The 17,073-nt window shown below is 42.4% G+C and carries 14 protein-coding genes; 3 read left to right on the top strand and 11 right to left on the bottom strand.

The window, feature by feature from the left end:
- Positions 1-587: 587 nt before the first annotated feature.
- Entirely contained in the window at positions 588-1,532 is a 945-nt protein-coding gene (ylqF, locus tag J8Z24_RS16015) for a ribosome biogenesis GTPase YlqF (protein WP_128731421.1), read from the top strand.
- Here ylqF and J8Z24_RS16010 read toward each other — a convergent pair.
- Positions 1,529-2,938, bottom strand: coding sequence for a sensor domain-containing diguanylate cyclase (locus tag J8Z24_RS16010; protein ID WP_252094984.1), 1,410 nt, complete (start codon positions 2,936-2,938; stop codon positions 1,529-1,531). The two genes, ylqF and J8Z24_RS16010, sit on opposite strands and share 4 nt — an antisense overlap.
- 2,397 nt (positions 2,939-5,335) lie before the next feature.
- On the opposite strand from J8Z24_RS16010, the gene fusA reads away from it, so the two are divergent.
- Together fusA and J8Z24_RS16000 are read left to right on the top strand one after the other, a co-directional pair.
- Positions 5,336-7,423 carry an elongation factor G gene (fusA, locus tag J8Z24_RS16005; RefSeq protein ID WP_176033415.1) on the top strand — a complete coding sequence of 696 codons (2,088 nt, stop codon included), beginning with the start codon at positions 5,336-5,338 and terminating at the stop codon, positions 7,421-7,423.
- A gap of 247 nt (positions 7,424-7,670) precedes the next feature.
- Positions 7,671-8,060, top strand: a complete 390-nt coding sequence (locus tag J8Z24_RS16000; RefSeq protein ID WP_176033416.1) for a hypothetical protein — start codon at positions 7,671-7,673, stop codon at positions 8,058-8,060.
- A gap of 283 nt (positions 8,061-8,343) precedes the next feature.
- Here J8Z24_RS16000 and hemB read toward each other — a convergent pair whose 3' ends face one another.
- From hemB to ubiE, 10 genes are all read right to left on the bottom strand, one after another.
- On the bottom strand, positions 8,344-9,354 hold the full coding sequence (gene hemB / locus J8Z24_RS15995; RefSeq protein WP_125250716.1) for a porphobilinogen synthase: 1,011 nt from the start codon (positions 9,352-9,354) through the stop codon (positions 8,344-8,346).
- Between the two features lies 1 nt (position 9,355).
- Entirely contained in the window at positions 9,356-11,185 is a 1,830-nt protein-coding gene (locus J8Z24_RS15990) for a sensor domain-containing diguanylate cyclase (RefSeq protein WP_252094983.1), read from the bottom strand.
- Between the two features lie 17 nt (positions 11,186-11,202).
- Complete coding sequence (locus J8Z24_RS15985) at positions 11,203-11,979, bottom strand: TatD family hydrolase (protein ID WP_252094982.1); 777 nt, start codon at positions 11,977-11,979, stop codon at positions 11,203-11,205.
- Entirely contained in the window at positions 11,979-12,491 is a 513-nt protein-coding gene (locus tag J8Z24_RS15980) for a hypothetical protein (RefSeq protein ID WP_252094981.1), read from the bottom strand. Before J8Z24_RS15980 ends, J8Z24_RS15985 begins: the two co-directional genes overlap by 1 nt.
- Complete coding sequence (gene tatC / locus J8Z24_RS15975; RefSeq protein ID WP_252094980.1) at positions 12,488-13,231, bottom strand: twin-arginine translocase subunit TatC; 744 nt, start codon at positions 13,229-13,231, stop codon at positions 12,488-12,490. Before tatC ends, J8Z24_RS15980 begins: the two co-directional genes overlap by 4 nt.
- Before the next feature lie 111 nt (positions 13,232-13,342).
- On the bottom strand, positions 13,343-13,651 hold the full coding sequence (tatB, locus tag J8Z24_RS15970) for a Sec-independent protein translocase protein TatB (protein WP_125250711.1): 309 nt from the start codon (positions 13,649-13,651) through the stop codon (positions 13,343-13,345).
- 5 nt (positions 13,652-13,656) lie between these two features.
- The gene (tatA, locus tag J8Z24_RS15965) at positions 13,657-13,905 is read right to left on the bottom strand and encodes a Sec-independent protein translocase subunit TatA (RefSeq protein ID WP_125250710.1); all 249 of its coding nucleotides are present in this window, start codon (positions 13,903-13,905) and stop codon (positions 13,657-13,659) included.
- 60 nt (positions 13,906-13,965) lie between these two features.
- A complete protein-coding gene (gene ubiB / locus J8Z24_RS15960; protein WP_252094979.1) occupies positions 13,966-15,570 on the bottom strand; it encodes a ubiquinone biosynthesis regulatory protein kinase UbiB in 1,605 nt (534 codons plus the stop codon).
- Position 15,571: 1 nt separating this feature from the next.
- Entirely contained in the window at positions 15,572-16,186 is a 615-nt protein-coding gene (locus J8Z24_RS15955; RefSeq protein WP_252094978.1) for a ubiquinone biosynthesis accessory factor UbiJ, read from the bottom strand.
- A gap of 8 nt (positions 16,187-16,194) precedes the next feature.
- Entirely contained in the window at positions 16,195-16,950 is a 756-nt protein-coding gene (ubiE, locus tag J8Z24_RS15950) for a bifunctional demethylmenaquinone methyltransferase/2-methoxy-6-polyprenyl-1,4-benzoquinol methylase UbiE (RefSeq protein ID WP_125250707.1), read from the bottom strand.
- Positions 16,951-17,073 lie beyond the last annotated feature (123 nt).

Here is a 17,073-nt window from a genome sequence, read left to right as displayed (position 1 = left end):
CTTACTTGGTCAATCGGTAAAAAAGGTCGCCGACTCGAACGCAATGTGTCTAGCTGGTAGGAGGCTTTGGTTTCTTGCATGGGAGTCGTGTTCGAAGAGCAAATAATCATCGTGAGTATTAATCTCCAGACAACCGCCCAAGGTAGATAAATAAGCGCTTCATAATTATCGTATATAAAACTAACATGCTTAAAACCTGCACTATAGCGCGATATATGTTCAATTAGTGCTAGGGAGCATATAATGAATGTATATAATTACACCCAGTGAAATAATCCATCAAAGCTAGTGAGCTTTACTTTAGTTTAGTTGCACTCGCGTCTTCGTAATTACCATTTTTTGATAAACACTTTTGGTATACATCACGAGTTATACAGAATTAACTCGTCATTACCCCAATTCTTCTACTTTATAGTAGAATAGGAGCTTTAGTGATGAGGTACTGCTGCTGTATTAAAAGCGTTTAGTACCCTATGTTGATCCGAAGTGCTGCGGCTGTCAGATGCAAATAGCACATCAAGGCGGTGAGTTGAGCGCAACGTATTCAATATATGAGCTTTTAAAGTTAATTAATACAGGTGGTTAAAATGGCAATACAGTGGTTCCCAGGACATATGAATAAAGCGCGCAATGAGATCAAAGAAATCATGCCGCAGATGGACGTCATTATTGAAGTGCTGGATGCCCGTATTCCATATAGCAGTGAAAACCCGATGGTGAGCCAGTTACGTGGTGATAAGCCTGTTATCAAAATCATGAATAAAGCAGATCTGGCCGACCCTGAATTAACCAAGCAGTGGATGGAGTACTTTGAGCGTGAGAGTGGCGTAAAAGCGCTGGCGTTTGGTCATGACAAGGCGAATGAAGTGCAGCGCATTAATGCGCTTTGCAAAAAGCTTGCGCCCCATAAAGTCGGTCAAGACAAGCAGCTAAAAGCGATGATAATGGGTATTCCAAATGTGGGTAAGTCAACGCTTATCAATACCCTTGCCGGTCGAATTGTTGCAAAAACGGGTAATGAACCTGCAGTAACCAAAGCGCAACAGCGAATTAAACTTGAAGACGGTATTATGCTGTACGATACGCCTGGGATGCTATGGCCAAAAGTGGAAAATGAAAATTCAGGCTATCGTCTGGCAGCGACAGGCGCTATTCGTGATACCGCGATTAATTATGAAGAGGTGGCAAGTTACACTGCTGAGTACTTATTAACTGCATACCCTGAGCTATTGAAGCTGCGCTACAAACTAGATGAATTGCCTGATTGTGATTGGACATTTATCGAGATGGCGGGTCGTAAGCGAGGCTGTGTTAAGGGCGGAAATCAGGTAGATACTCACAAAATGTCAGAGATCCTCATTAATGAGTTGCGCGATGCCGTTATCGGCAGGATCACCATGGAAACACCAGAAATGCGTGAGTCAGAAGAACAAATGGTCGCTGAATTGAGAGCTCAAGCAGAGGCCAAAAAGGCTGCTCGCGAAGAAGAGAAGCGTCAGCGCCGCGCGAGGGCTCGAAAAAATCGCCGCTAAGCGGCGAATTTGGTTTGATTTCGACCTTGTTTAGCTTGATAAAGCGCGGCATCAGCGCGCTTTATAAAACCATCTTCCGATTCATCAATGTGATATTGTGCAACGCCAATACTGACAGTGACTTTTACCTCACACTCAGCTCTCTCCAGAGCGATATGAATTTTCTCAGCTACCGCAATTCCTTCATCTAACGTCGTTTTTGGCAGCAAAACCATAAACTCTTCACCACCCCAGCGACACAATAAGCCGTTGTTTTCTATTTGGCGTTTACACGCTGTTGCGAAACATTGCAGTACTCTATCACCGACAACATGACCATGCTGGTCGTTAACTTGCTTAAAATGGTCAATATCCATCATCAGCATAACAACGGGGGTTGATTGGTTTCTGGATTTCGCAAGGTGATGCTGTAGCTGTGGCTCGAAAGCTTGGCGATTAAAGGTGTCTGTGAGTTTGTCGTATTTAGCCATTTTCTCTAAGCGCTTTTGGTAATGGTTAAATGTTAAGTGTGCAACGACCAGTATAAATATCGTAACAAAACTACCGACCCATAAATTCGTAGTAAGAATGTCATCTATACCGTTGGACTTATCAACTTTCTGCTCAACAATTAAATGCCATCCAATAGAATCCAAGTAACGCGAATGGACAAATTTTGTATGGCTTTGCGACTCAATGATAAATTGATATTCAGATTGTTTAAGTAATGTTGTTGCTTGTGATGGGAAATGGTCATGAATGGTGGTGCCAGACAACACAGTATCATTAAAAAATAGTACTCTACCTTTATGATCGATAAAGTTGAACTTACGCTCATAAGTATTTTCATACTGCGTGATTAAGTGATGTAAATCAGCCAACAACACACCCACTCCGACAATACCTAGCACCTCATCGTCAAGTTCTATTTTGTGATTAACGTAGACGATAGCTTCACTATTATCCCTTGGGTCAATGTCTACATTGAGAGAATAGGGGGAGTCACTGTGAAGACTCTCGCGGTACCAGTCATTTTGTTTTTCACGAATATCTAATTGCTCTGTTGAGCCATTCGCATGATAGTAAGTAAGGCGTTTATCATCGACTAAAAAACTGGTTCTGGCTTGGTGCAGTGCGCGGGTGTCAGCAAGGTAAGTGAAGATGAGATCTGAGTTACGTCGCTCAGATTGCAGCCACTGTCTAATAAATACATTGTTCGCCATTTGCTGAGATACAATGATTGGTGCTTGCAAACGTTTTTGTAAATCTAAATCGACGAGGTGACTGGTAAGTGGTAGAGCGTCATCGCTAATCCCGTGATAAAGAGACTGTTTTGCATGCTCAATACTGATCCAGCTTGTAAAGATGAAGCCTACCAACAGTAGCAAACTTAACAACATATTGTAACGATAGCGTCTCGCGTTCATATTATTGTTATTTTTGGAAAAGTAGCATGATACGAGTTTGGCTAACAGAAAGCGATTACACGCTATTACAGCTTAATTTGAAGTCGAGGGATTAAGCGTGAGTGAGAAATAAAAAAGCCCTGAGCAGGGCTTTTTAAGTTCATATCTACCGTCACCGATATGAGCAATGTAGCGAGTAATGGTTGCCAGTGACACACATCAAGGGGCGTTGTAGCGCATCACCGACAACACGATTCAGGGTCGAATCAGCAAGAGTATGAGCTCTTTTTGAGATTGATTATCAATTAGATTTACTCAAACGTCAATATCTTTTTGCAAATAATTCTCATTATCGATTTTTTGGGGGAGTGAGTGACAAACCTGAGGTTCGGATAAGGCATCCTCTTATATTAATCAGTCTTGATATTTGCTCATTTTGAAGACGTAAATCTGACGCTAACTGTGCTAAAAGTTTTTTATTTATGACAACTAAATAGCAAAATTTTTGCCTTGCTTAAAAGTGAACTTAACCCAGCTAGCGCTGCTATACAGGTATTAATTATCTGCGGATTAGGTTAGCTAGAGTGAAGGGTTATAATATCTTGGATTTAGGGCATAAAAAAAGCCCTGAGCAGGGCTTTTTAAGTTCATATCTACCGTCACCGATATGAGCAATGTAGCAAGTAAATTGTGAGAATGGACTTAGTCAGCTTTAGGGGCGACCGAGTTAAGTTCATTCAAGCCATTAACGTTGGCAATCCGTGTTTCAGGGTCGAGAAACAAACTAGAGTACTATTGCCAAATTAGGAGTACATCGGGTGGATGGTTAATTGATACCATCAACACATCTAACTAAGTTGGCTAAACAACACGCTTCCGTCTTGTTGATATTGATTATCAGTTAGATTTGGTGGTGAGTCAATAGTTTTTTGAAAATAATTCTCATTAATATCTTTGTGATGTGTAGAGTGTGCATTTAATACTGTTGGGGGTCTACTACAGATGTCGTCGCTGTTTTAGGCGGTCTTTTATGTCATGACAGGTTGTTATACCAATTAGACTTAATCCTTGCTCAATTTGAAGGCGTAAATCTGACGCTAACCGCGTTAAGAATTTCGATTTAGAACAGCTAAATAGCAAAATTTTTGCCTTGCCTACATGGCGGGGAGGTACCTTGGCGAGAATTGGAGGCGGCAGCGGGTTATCGACAAGATTTTCTCGCCTCAACATAGGCTACTTAATAAAGATAATTAGTATTAGCTTACATTTAAATAGCCTTAAAATAAAAAAAGCCCTGAAAAGGGCTTTTTGATTTCATATCTACCGTCACCGATATGAGCAATGTAGCAAGTAAAAAGTGGAGTTAGCGTCTAAATACGAGGAGCAATGCAAGTGCCTGCTAACATCCTAGGTAGTTATGGTTACCAGCCATGTTTCGGGTCAAGAAACTAGTGTATTAACAAGTTGAGCCGTCACTCCCTTCTTGTTGATATTGATTATCAATTAGATCTAGGTTGCTGTCAACACTCTTTTTGAAAATAATTCTTATTTAGATCTAAGTGTATGTAAATCAATCAAATATAAACTTTTAGAGGTGTATGTTTTTTTATTGTGCCGATTTGGTTGTTCTTTTTTCCTGATGTTTACTTTTGCTCTCCTATACGAGACTCAAAAACAAACCACATGCTGCTAGATATCGTTGTATTTCTGTTCAACTCCTGCATTCTTTTATGGCTATTATTAGTTGTCATTAGCGTGCGGATATAAAGTGGAGAGTGGTTATATTTTCAGACTGGCAAGTTAACTTAGGCTTTGAATAACCAATGTCTTTTTAGTGTTTCGTGCTAACAGCGTCGGAATCACTTCCAACAGCCAATAAGTTTATGTGTAAATTCACGTAACCTATCGGATACAAATTAGCCGGATATGAGAGTTGAGCTACTTTCAAAGCATTCTGGTTTAATAAGGCAATAATTGATAAAACGATAATACCAATTTTCTTAATTAAGTGGTTTATTTTGAGGCAAGAAAATCTTGTCGATAACTCCGCTACCGCTAAGGTACCTACATCCATTTAGGCAAGGCAAAAATTTTGCTATTTAGCTGTTCTAAATCAACGCAGTTAGCGTCAGATTTACGCCTTCACATTGAGCAAGGATTAAGCCTAATTGGTATAAACTAGCTTATTCTTTCTCTGATCCTCAAGCTAAGCGATGTAAAACATAGGTGTCAATATGTCATGTCATCGCCAAAAATGCTGCTCTAAGAAGTGAGTACAGGTAAATCATCCTCGAAAATTTCGCATTAGAAACTTTTTCGCGAATTGATTGCATTTTAAACGACTTCAAGGATGATGTTCGCTACAAGAGGTGATATACTCCCGCCGAATAATTTTTCTACTTTAAATAGAGTAAAACAATGGCAGATTTATCGAAATACAGAAACATTGGTATTTTCGCGCACGTTGATGCGGGTAAAACTACCACCACTGAGCGTATTCTAAAGCTTACTGGTAAAATCCACAAAACTGGTGAAGTACACGACGGTGAGTCTACTACCGACTTCATGGAGCAGGAAGCTGAGCGTGGTATTACTATCCAATCAGCAGCGGTAACATGTGAGTGGAAAGGCCACCGTTTAAACGTTATCGATACTCCTGGACACGTTGACTTCACAGTAGAAGTATACCGTTCACTTAAAGTACTTGACGGTGGTATCGGTGTATTCTGTGGTTCTGGTGGTGTTGAGCCGCAATCAGAAACTAACTGGCGTTATGCGAACGAATCAGAAGTTGCACGTGTAATCTTCGTAAACAAACTAGACCGTATGGGTGCAGACTTTTACCGTGTAGTTGGTCAGGTTGAAAAAGTACTTGGCGCTAACCCTCTAGTAATGACGCTACCAATTGGTATTGAAGACCAATTTACTGGTGTTGTTGATGTACTTGAGAAGAAAGCATACGTTTGGGATGAAACTGGTCTTCCTGAGAACTACGAAGTACAAGACGTTCCAGCAGACATGGTAGACAAAGTTGAAGAGTACCATGAGATGCTAGTTGAGTCTGCTGTTGAGCAAGATGACGACCTAATGGAAGCGTACATGGAAGGTGAAATGCCTTCTCTTGAGCAAATCAAAGCATGTATCCGTAAAGGTACTCGCGATCTTGCATTCTTCCCTACATACTGTGGTTCTGCGTTTAAGAACAAAGGTATGCAGCTAGTACTAGACGCAGTTGTTGATTACCTACCTTCTCCAACTGAAGTTGATCCACAGCCTCTAACTGATCCTGAAACAGGTGAGCCTACTGGTGACGTTGCGACAGTTGACGCAGAAGAGCCACTTAAAGCGCTTGCGTTCAAAATCATGGACGACCGTTTCGGTGCACTTACGTTCATCCGTATCTACGCTGGTCGCATGAAGAAAGGTGACACGATCCTTAACTCTGCAACTGGTAAAACAGAGCGTATCGGCCGTATGGTTGAGATGCAAGCAGACGAGCGTAACGAACTTACTGAAGCACAAGCGGGTGACATCATCGCTGTTGTAGGTATGAAGAACGTTCAAACTGGTCACACGCTATGTGATCCTAAGCACGAATGTACTCTAGAAGCGATGATCTTCCCTGATCCAGTAATCTCTATCGCTGTTGCACCTAAAGATAAAGGTGGTAACGAGAAGATGGGTATCGCTATCGGTAAGATGGTTGCAGAAGATCCGTCATTCCAAGTTGAGACTGACGAAGATTCAGGTGAAACTATCCTTAAAGGCATGGGTGAGCTTCACCTAGACATCAAGGTAGACATCCTTAAGCGTACTTACGGCGTTGAGCTAATTGTTGGTCAGCCTCAGGTTGCTTACCGTGAAACTATCACACAAGAAGTTGAAGATAGCTACACGCACAAGAAGCAGTCAGGTGGTTCTGGTCAGTTTGGTAAAATCGACTACCGTATCAAGCCAGGTGAAGTTGGTTCAGGCTTCACGTTCTCTTCTTCAGTTGTTGGTGGTAACGTTCCTAAGGAATTCTGGCCAGCAGTTGAAAAAGGCTTCAAGTCAATGATGGAAGAAGGTGTTCTAGCTGGCTTCCCAGTACTAGACGTTGAAGTCGAGCTATTCGACGGTGGTTTCCACGCAGTTGACTCATCAGCTATCGCATTCGAAATCGCTGCTAAAGGCGCATTCCGTCAGTCTATCCCTAAAGCGGGTGCACAACTTCTTGAGCCAATCATGAAAGTTGATGTATTCACGCCAGAAGACAACGTAGGTGACGTAATTGGTGACCTTAACCGTCGTCGCGGTATGATCAAAGACCAAGAAGCTGGCGCAATGGGCGTTCGTATCAAGGGTGAAGTACCACTATCTGAAATGTTCGGATATATCGGTCACCTACGTACTATCACGTCTGGTCGTGGTCAGTTCTCTATGGAATTCTCACACTACGCTCCGTGTCCAGCAAATGTTGCTGAAGCGGTAATCGCAGCTGAGAAAGAGAAAAAAGCAGCTAAGTAATAAATTACTTATTCTGTCAGAAAAGGCCGCCTTCTGCGGCCTTTTTTATTTATTAAATTCAATAGGTTAAACTAGGAATATTCCCTCTACAACTCGTCACTTTTAATTCATATTTTATTAATTCTAAAGTTCTTGCTTTAGGAACATTGCCACTTTATCATTACGGTTTGTCGAATAAACATAGCCCCATAATGGCATTGACATTGTCTGTGGGAATGTTTGGTTGGGTAAATAAAGGAGATACTCAATGAGAACCATAGATTTGGAAATTAACTGGCTTTTTTACGTAATTTCATTATCACTGATATGGCTAGGTCACGTAGTCTTTTCAACATTTAGCATTCCTGCATCAATGCTTCAAATTGTTACCATGTTACTATTACTGTCTGTGCTAACAACACTTGCCTTCTCACTAACGGGAAAGCGCTTTTTACATATTGACAAAGTAGGTGTTAGTTATAGCTGCTTTGGTAAAACACACTATATCCATGCTGAGCATATCAAGTCTATTAAATTACGCTCTTTTGGAGTGTTGAGCATCCCTGAAGTTTACCTAGATAACGGTACTGTTAAACGCTTTTTAAGCTGGAAGATGACCCGCGAAGAGCTGAATAAAGCAGATACAATATTACACTGATAATCTACAAAGAGTGTTGCTATTCTCAACATATAAAATTACGCTAGGTAACACCACTTCAGCGTAATTCTTGCTCATCTAGAGAGTAAATCAGGTGCTACAATTGGCTACTCAGAACGGCATTCATTATCCGAAGTTCAGGTTAGCTAAGTAACCAAATCTTTGCCTTATCTATATGGACATAGGTACTTTGGCGGCAGCGATATGCTTGATAAAACTCCAAAGTTCAAAATGAGCACTTATCCAAGCTAGTTGGGATACGTGCTCACCTATTTATTGCAGATTATTTTTCGTTTAACCAAATAGCTGCTTGCTTTGCGAAGTAAGTTAAAATGCCATCTGCGCCTGCACGTTTAAATGCTAAAAGGGACTCAAGCACCACTGGTTTTTCTGCCAGCCAGCCGTTATCAATTGCAGCTTTGTGCATTGCATATTCGCCACTGACTTGGTAAGCAAATGTAGGTACTCCAAACTCATCTTTTACGCGTCTAACAACATCAAGATATGGCATGCCTGGTTTGACCATAACCATGTCCGCACCTTCTTGTAGGTCAAGGGCAACCTCCCTGAGTGCTTCGTCTGAATTTGCAGGATCCATTTGATAGGTTTTCTTGTCGGCACCTTTAAGATTACCAGCTGATCCAATCGCATCGCGGAAGGGGCCGTAATAACTTGAAGCATATTTAGCTGAATAAGCCATAATACGCGTATGGATAAAACCACATTCCTCAAGCGCCTCTCTTACAGCACCAATTCGGCCATCCATCATATCGGAGGGGGCAACCACATCTGCGCCGGCTTCAGCATGGGATAAGGCCTGTTTGACCAGTACTTCAATGGTCTCCTCGTTCATTACATAGCCATCGTCATCTAAAATGCCATCTTGACCGTGGACGGTGAACGGATCTAGTGCAACATCGGTAATCACACCAAGCTCTGGACATTCAGCCTTTATAGCTCTTACTGCCCGTTGCGCTATCCCTTCAGGGTTATAAGCTTCCTCTGCAAGCAGAGATTTATGTTCAGCTGGCGTCACAGGAAATAGTGCAATGGCAGGTACACCAAGCGCCACGAGTTGTTTAGCTTCTTCAACAAGTAAGTCAATTGATAAACGTTCGATACCTGGCATAGAGGGAATAGCTTCGCGCTTTGATTCTCCATCCAATACGAAAACTGGATAAATCAAGTCATTGACTGTCAGCGTGTTTTCGCTCATTAGACGTCTTGAAAAGTCATCGCGACGCATTCTGCGCATGCGAGTAAGGGGGAAAAGATCAAGTCCTGATTGAGCCACGTTAATTCTCCTGATTGGTTTGAAAAGTAATAACACGATTTCGGCCTTGCTGTTTAGCTTGATATAAGGCTTTGTCCGCATTATCAGTATAAAGTTGTGGGTTATGTGGATCTGAAACAATAGCACTATAAACACCAGCACTTGTTGTCATTGTTAGCTGATGCTCACCAATTTCAATAACAAGCTCAGCGGTTGCCATTCTTACACGTTCTGCAACTTCGCAGGCACCCGCTTCTGATGTGTTGGGTAGGAGCAAAATAAACTCTTCTCCACCATAACGGAATACTTCATCATGTGGTCGGCGTAAATGTGATTTAATCAAGTTAGCGAATTCGCAAATGGCTTGATCACCTGCTAAATGACCATATTGGTCGTTAATTTTTTTAAAGTGGTCTATATCAAAAATGATCAGACTCAGTACTGTTTGTTCTCGTCTAGAACGGCGCGCTTCCATTTGAAGGCGCTTATCAAAATAGCCGCGATTTTTTACTTTAGTTAAGGGATCTTCCATGTTCATACGCTCAAGTTCGCGATTTTTATCTTCGAGTTCGCGTAACGTGACCTGAAGCTCAAAAGTGCGTGATTCAATACTGGACTCCAAATCATATTGTGCTTGCTCTTGTAGTTTTAGTTTTTCTTTTAGTAGTGCATCTTCAGCTTGCGTGTGTGCGAGGCGGCGCTGCTGGCTGGCGAGTTTTTCATCTCTTTGATGAATGTATAGATGAACCACAAGGTAGCAAAGTAGTGTTGTTTCAAGGGTAAAAATACCGAAATAGCCAACATGATGTAAGAAACTGCCTGACTGAATGCCAACTTCCACCGTGAGTGGGTAGCTAACCAAAATAAAGTGGCACAAGAGCACTGCAAGTAGCGCATTTCTGCGTGGATGAGTAAGGCGCGCAACACTATAAGTAAGTAGGATTGTGATTATTAAGCTGACACTCAACGCCAGCAGAATTGAAAATGAAACAGGTAGCGTAATTATGCCGATAAACAACAATACAACCACAAGCTTCACCCAGCTATCTGAAAGCGTTGGATGAGATAGCAGCTGTTTTCCCGAACAGAAATGCAGTTGAGGTAATAGTAATAGGCTTAGTGACAGAGTCATTATGCCTTGACCGTATTGTTGGAACCATTGCCAAGAAGAATAAAAATATCGATATCCAAACCCATAAAGGTGGGCATTAAGCAGCCATACCAGCGAAGTAAATACAGTGGCGTATAAGAAGTAACGCTTTCTGGTCACGTTATACAAAGTAACATTGGTTAATGCTAGTGCTAGGATGAACCCTGCTAGAATACCAAAAATTAAATTAAATTTACTTTTGTGTTTGAGATACGCGTTGGGCTCCCAAATTGTGATTGGCGCATTTATCACCCCTTCATCACTGAGCTGTAGATATAATTGACTCTGTGTTTGCGGCTGTAATTCTAGTGGTACAATCAATGCCTCGTATTTTAAGGGGCGCTTTATTAAGGGCAGCGCATCGCCACTGTCTACAGTTAAAATAGGGTGGTTTGGCCTGACGTGATAAGCGGTTACAGCATCTAATAGATTATTGTTAATGCTCACCAGTATTGGCTTCACAGCGCTGCTTGCATTATGCAGCTCTATCTTAAGCCAAAGGTACTTTTTATTAGGTCTAAGTCCTGTTGGCAGGCGGGCGCTTCGGTGCCACTCTACTGGCTCTGAGAGCAGCTCATTTAATGATGCGTATTTACTCAGCGTATAATCTAGTTTGACTCGATGTGCGGCATCAAACGATTCAGATATCGTCACCGCAGAGCACGCAATAAAACTTGATAACAATAAGAGTAAAGACAGCATCAGGCGTAGCAATGGTTTTACCTCACAAACAGTTGTTTAAAGTTTTGAGTCGTGGCCTGCATGATGGTTTGCGCTGAACACTGTTTAAGATGTGCGATTTGGTCAGCCACATAGGATAGAAACATCGGCTCATTACGCCGCGACTTGGGCTTTGGTGTAATGGTTCTCGGAAGTAAATAGGGAGCATCCGTTTCTATCAATAGCCGATCTAGAGGAATATATTGTAGTAACTGTTGCAGGTCTTGGCCTCTTCTTTCATCACAGATCCAGCCTGTAATACCAATCATTAGTCCATAATCTAGATAGTTTTTCAGCGCGGTTTTATCACCGGTAAAACAGTGTAGTACACCTTCAACCTTAACTTCGTTGAGCAATGGCATCAACGCTGAGTGGGCCTCTCTTTCATGCAGATAAACGGGAAAGTTGGCCGCCTGTGCAAGGTGCAGTTGTGTTAAGCATACTGACTGCTGGATTGGTCTGGGTGAAAAGTCGCGATTAAAATCAAGACCACACTCACCAACGGCCACAACATGATTACTACTGGTCAATAACGCACTCAGATCATCGTAGAGGCTATCTGGTGCATTTTTGGCATCATGAGGGTGTACGCCCACCGAACAAAACAATTGGTGTTTTTCGGCAAGTTCTATACTTTCTTTACTACTTTGCAGGTCGCAACCAATAGCCAGCATAGAACTTACCCCAGCACTTTTAGCTCTGGCGATCACGGACGGTAGATCGGCCGAAAATTGTGAGCTGGTTAAATTAACTCCAGCATCAATCATGGTGCTCATTAATTAACTCGTTTGACGCGCGTAGTGCGATTAAGCCCCGCTTTTTTCATTAAGAAAGAACCAAAAGATGCGCGCTCAATGATTACTGTGTCACCAGCATCGACAAAGAAAGTTTCTGATTTTACTTGTTTCCACACTTGGCCATTGTCTAATGTGAATACCATTCTATTTCTCGCTTTTTCGGTAATTTCAGTGACTTTGGCTGTGATCTCTTCAATGTCCTCGCTGGCGGCTTTGACGCGGCGCTCTAAGCCAAAACCTTCCTCTACTGATTGTGGTGTAGGTGCTGTATTAGCCAGAGACTCAACTTGCTCTTGCACAGTAGGCTGCGCCGATGTTTTAGCAACTTGTGGCTTGCTAATGGGCTTATTCGCGATCACGTTGTCGTAACACATCAGGCGGTTGAAATCATTTTCAATTAAGGTACACGCTTTTAGTGCTTGAGTATTTATTGTTTCAGCGGCACACAATGAAGAAAATCCCATTGCAAACAGCATCATGGTTTTTTTCATTCTTCTGACTCCTGTTGTTGTGGTTTGGTGCTGTAAAATCTAGCTAAAATCAATCCGACCTCAAACAATAGTAACATGGGTAATGCTAACAAAGTTTGAGATAGAACATCTGGGGGGGTTAAAAACATGGCGATAACGAAGGCGCCCACGACCACATAGGGTCGCTTTGCTTTTAGGCTCGTGGTTGTTGTCATACCACTCCAGCAAATAAGCATTATGGCTACTGGAATTTCAAAGGCGATCCCAAAAGCAAAAAATAGCTTAAGAATAAACCCCAAATAGCTGCTAATATCCGGTGATAGCGTCATCATTTCAGGGCCTACGCTAGTAAAAAAGCCTAGAATGATAGGCATAACGACGAAGTAGCAAAATGCGATACCACCATAAAAAAGTAGCACGCTAGATAGCAAAATAGGGATCAGCATACGCTTTTCGTGCTGGTACAAGCCCGGTGCAATAAACCCCCATATTTGGTGCAAAATAAATGGCACTGCAGCAAATAAAGAAACAAATAATGTTAGCTTGAATGGCGCAAAGAAAGGTGCAGTTACATCGGTGGCAATCATGGTGGTGTTGCTTGGTAAACTCTCCACCAGTGGAGCTGCAACAAAGGCATAAATGTCATTGGCAAAGTACACCAATGCGACAAAAATAATAAAAACGCTCATTAGCGCTTTCATTAAGCGGTTTCGTAGCTCAACTAAATGGGCGATAAATCCACTTTGGGCTGATTCTGTCATGTAGCTTGACTCGTAAGAAGTAAAATGCAAATTAGACTAGCTGATGGACGAAACTTGGGCCGCGGTAGCCCAAGCTTTGCAATGACTCAACTACTCAATAGTAAGATTGAATTAGTTTTTATTGTTGTTGTCAGTTGGCTTAAAAGAGTGCTTAACTGATTCAGCAGCATCTCGTAACTCTTGAACGGACTGTTTGAGCTCGGGGGCTAAGTCTTGCATTCCCATTTGTTCCGCTTTTTTTAAATTATTATGTAGCTCGTGCACTCTAAGCTCTTCGCTCACCTCAGCTTTTACTGAGTTGGTGAAAGATTTCACAGTTTTGATCCACCTAGCTACAGTGCGGATTGCGACAGGAAGACGTTCAGGGCCAAGTACTATCAGACCAACGATAAGTACAACCACTAACTCCCACATACCCATTTCAATTACACCTTATTCTTTTCTTTCTCTGAGGCAGGCTGTGCTTGTTGAGTTGTTGTGTTATTTAGTTTTTCGGGTTCAGCCTCTGGCTTAGACTCTGTCGCTGAATCTTCATCAGAGACGGCCTTTTTAAACCCCTTTATTGCGCCGCCTAAATCACTGCCGATACCACGCAGCTTTTTAGTTCCAAATAACAAAACAATGATGGCTAAAATAATAAGTAATTGCCAAATACTAATCCCACCGAATCCCATACTAACTCCATTGATACTTACAGCTTAAGAATAATGATTATACGCCTAGCGAGCAAAAAATCACCCTGTTTTACGCCAAGCGGTAACAAATACTAACAAGGCGATTATTGCCACAATAGCACTTGCTAAATACTTATCGGATATATAACTCAGTCCTGATACCACTGTTAGGCTACTTGCCACTAAACCTAATAATAGCGGTTTAGTTGCAGTATCAGCTGTTTTTGTGACAACTTGAGGTGGCCTGCGCTTGAGACTTTGATAAATTAAATCAGGTAGTTCTGGCATTTTTTCTGCCCAAAACGGCAGATTGGCGTAGAGTTTCTTCGCTACTGCTAATGGACCAACCTGTTCCTGAACCCAGTTTTCTAAGAAGGGTTTAGCAGTCTTCCATAAGTCAAGCTGGGGGTAAAGTTGACGTCCAAGGCCTTCGACGTAAAGCAACGTTTTTTGTAGTAATACTAGCTGTGGTTGTACTTCCATATTAAAGCGTCTAGCAGTATTAAATAAGTTCACCAGTACATGACCAAAGGAGATCTCCGCAAGTGGCTTATTAAAGATAGGCTCGCAAACAGTGCGAATGGCAAATTCAAACTCTTCCACACAGGTGTCTGCGGGTACCCAGCCTGAATCTACATGGAGCTGTGCAACTTGGCGGTAATCACGGTTAAAAAAAGCGATAAAGTTTTCGGCTAAATAACGCTTATCTTCACGATTTAACGTACCAACAATCCCGCAATCAATGCCAATATATTTTGGATTGTGTGGGTTTTCGCGAGAGACAAATATGTTCCCAGGGTGCATGTCTGCGTGAAAAAAACTGTCTCGGAATACTTGAGTGAAAAAGACCTCGACACCACGCTCTGCGAGCAGCTTCATGTTTGTACCTTGGGCAAGAAGCGCTTCGGTATCTGAAACCGCAATGCCATAGATACGTTCCATTACGAGGATATTTTGTCTTGAGTAATCGCTGTAAACTTCTGGAATGTATAAAGAATCAGAATCTTCGAAGTTACGTCTAAGCTGAATGGCGTTGGCGCCCTCACGCATTAAGTCTAACTCGTCCAATAAGGTTTTTTTATATTCTCGTACCACCTCTACTGGGCGAAGTCGCTTTCCTTCACTAAGTAAATTGACGACCACTTTGGCAAAGCGCTCCATCAGGGATAAATCAGCGTGAATCTGTTTCTCAATGTCGGGACGAATAACCTTAATCACGACATCTTTGACGTCATCTTGGTGATGTAGCTTGGCTGCATGCACTTGTGCAATTGATGCAGAAGCGAGAGGTTGTGCTTCGAACTCTACAAAGTGCTCGTGTATATCGCTGATCTCCAAAGCGTCTTCAATTAGCTGTTGTGCAAGCTTCGGATCAAAAGGCTGTACTTGGTCTTGAAGGAATGCCAGCTCTTGGGCTATTTCAGGCGGCAATAAGTCGCGGCGAGTTGACAGCATTTGACCAAACTTGATCCACACCGGCCCAAGTGTCTGTAAGGCAAGGCGAAGGCGTGTCCCAATAGGTTTGTCTTTGTGCTTGTTACGCATCCAGAATAAGCTAGCTCGCGCAGCTTTGCCGTACCAAGGCTGTTTGTGTGCAGGAATTAATTCGTCTAGGCCATAATCTAAAAACGTTTTTGTGATCTGATGCAAGCGAAGGAGAGACAAGCTAATTTCCTTTGGAGTTTTGAAGTAAAGTATTGATACGTTGTGCGACGCTCTCTAACTGGCTATTCACGGAACGCACTTGCTGCTTAAACTGTTCAAATTCGAGTGGATGAGGAGATACCTTGAGCTCATCCTGAAGCAGCTCACTGAGCGTCACTTTAGCAACTTGTGCATCTTGCTGAGCTCGCTTGCGGATAGTGTTTATACTATCCACAATGATTTGTGCGGGGGCATCACCAAGATACTGAGCAAGGTGCTCCGCCCAATCAATATCCAGAGCCGCAAGAGCGTTACTATACAATTGTGCTAAAGCGAGATCGCCATCTAGATCGAGTTTATCTTGACGTATTAGTGCGGTTAGCTTACTTGGATCTGTGAGTTCAAGCAGCGTAGCGCAGTCTGCGCTAATGGTGCAATCAGCGTTGCCATCAAAAGGGCATAATACATGAATGTGCTCACCGGTATTGGTGATAGCTAAATGCAGATGCAAATCGCGAACCTCAACACTCAGTATTTTGTGACGTCCTTTACTTAATGCACCTTGCAACTCAGATGAGAGTGTTAGGGCTTTATTTAGCGCCGCTTCAATTACGGCGCCAAGTAGCGATGCAAGCACGGAGACTCCTAAAATTTAAAACCACGATGAAGTGCGACAATACCGCCGGTCATGTTTTGATAATCAGTTTGTTCAAACCCAGCGTCATCCATCATAGCCTTTAACGTGTCTTGATCTGGGTGCATACGGATAGACTCTGCAAGGTAGCGATATGATTCGCTGTCATTTGCTACTAACTTACCCATCGCAGGCAGTAGAGTGAATGAGTACATATCATAGAGTTTTGCCAGCGCTTCGTTATCGGTTTTGGAAAACTCTAATACCAGTAAGCGGCCACCTGGTTTGAGTATGCGATACATAGAGCGTAGCGCTTTATCTTTATCAGTGACATTACGTAAGCCAAATGCGATGGTGATGACATCAAAGGTGTTGTCGTCAAAAGGAAGCATTTCGGCATTCATTTGCACGTATTCTATGTTACTGACCAACCCGAGATCGCGCAGCTTTTCACGGCCAACTTTCAGCATCGAGTCATTGATGTCACCTAAGATGACTTGCCCCTTGTCACCAACTAACTCACTAAACTTGGCAGTTAAGTCGCCTGTTCCGCCAGCTAAGTCTAGGACTTTGTGGCCAGCCCGAACACCTGAACAAGCGATGGTTTGACGTTTCCACAAGCGATGAATACCAAAAGACATCAGGTCGTTCATGATGTCATATTTTGCTGCGACAGAATGAAACACGTCTGCAACCATAGAAGCTTTTTTGTCTGCTTCTACTGTTTTATATCCAAAGTGGGTGGTGTTGTCTTGTGATTCTTTCATGCGGATTCCATCAATACACGGTAACTGTGTCATTAGTGTACTTGATAGGTAGCTGTAGGTGCAATTTCTTATCTACCTTGTCAGGCTGATAATGTTCACAAAAACAAAGATAAGTGTACTTTG

It is taken from the genome of Pseudoalteromonas sp. SCSIO 43201, assembly GCF_023716725.1.
GTDB lineage: Bacteria > Pseudomonadota > Gammaproteobacteria > Enterobacterales > Alteromonadaceae > Pseudoalteromonas > Pseudoalteromonas peptidolytica.
The sequence above is the reverse complement of the archived record's forward strand: the minus strand, read 5'-3'. Positions and strand labels throughout refer to the sequence as shown.

Bases quoted from the DNA above. Each gene is read 5' to 3' on its own strand.
- ylqF (WP_128731421.1), top strand. From the start codon at position 588: ATGGCAATACAGTGGTTCCCAGGACATATGAATAAAGCGCGCAATGAG.
- J8Z24_RS16000 (WP_176033416.1), top strand. From the start codon at position 7,671: ATGAGAACCATAGATTTGGAAATTAACTGGCTTTTTTACGTAATTTCA.
- ubiE (WP_125250707.1), bottom strand. From the start codon at position 16,950: ATGAAAGAATCACAAGACAACACCACCCACTTTGGATATAAAACAGTA.
- tatB (WP_125250711.1), bottom strand. From the start codon at position 13,651: ATGGGTATGTGGGAGTTAGTGGTTGTACTTATCGTTGGTCTGATAGTA.
- J8Z24_RS15990 (WP_252094983.1), bottom strand. From the start codon at position 11,185: ATGCTGTCTTTACTCTTATTGTTATCAAGTTTTATTGCGTGCTCTGCG.
- J8Z24_RS16010 (WP_252094984.1), bottom strand. From the start codon at position 2,938: ATGAACGCGAGACGCTATCGTTACAATATGTTGTTAAGTTTGCTACTG.
- tatC (WP_252094980.1), bottom strand. From the start codon at position 13,231: ATGACAGAATCAGCCCAAAGTGGATTTATCGCCCATTTAGTTGAGCTA.
- J8Z24_RS15980 (WP_252094981.1), bottom strand. From the start codon at position 12,491: ATGAAAAAAACCATGATGCTGTTTGCAATGGGATTTTCTTCATTGTGT.
- tatA (WP_125250710.1), bottom strand. From the start codon at position 13,905: ATGGGATTCGGTGGGATTAGTATTTGGCAATTACTTATTATTTTAGCC.
- J8Z24_RS15985 (WP_252094982.1), bottom strand. From the start codon at position 11,979: ATGAGCACCATGATTGATGCTGGAGTTAATTTAACCAGCTCACAATTT.
- fusA (WP_176033415.1), top strand. From the start codon at position 5,336: ATGGCAGATTTATCGAAATACAGAAACATTGGTATTTTCGCGCACGTT.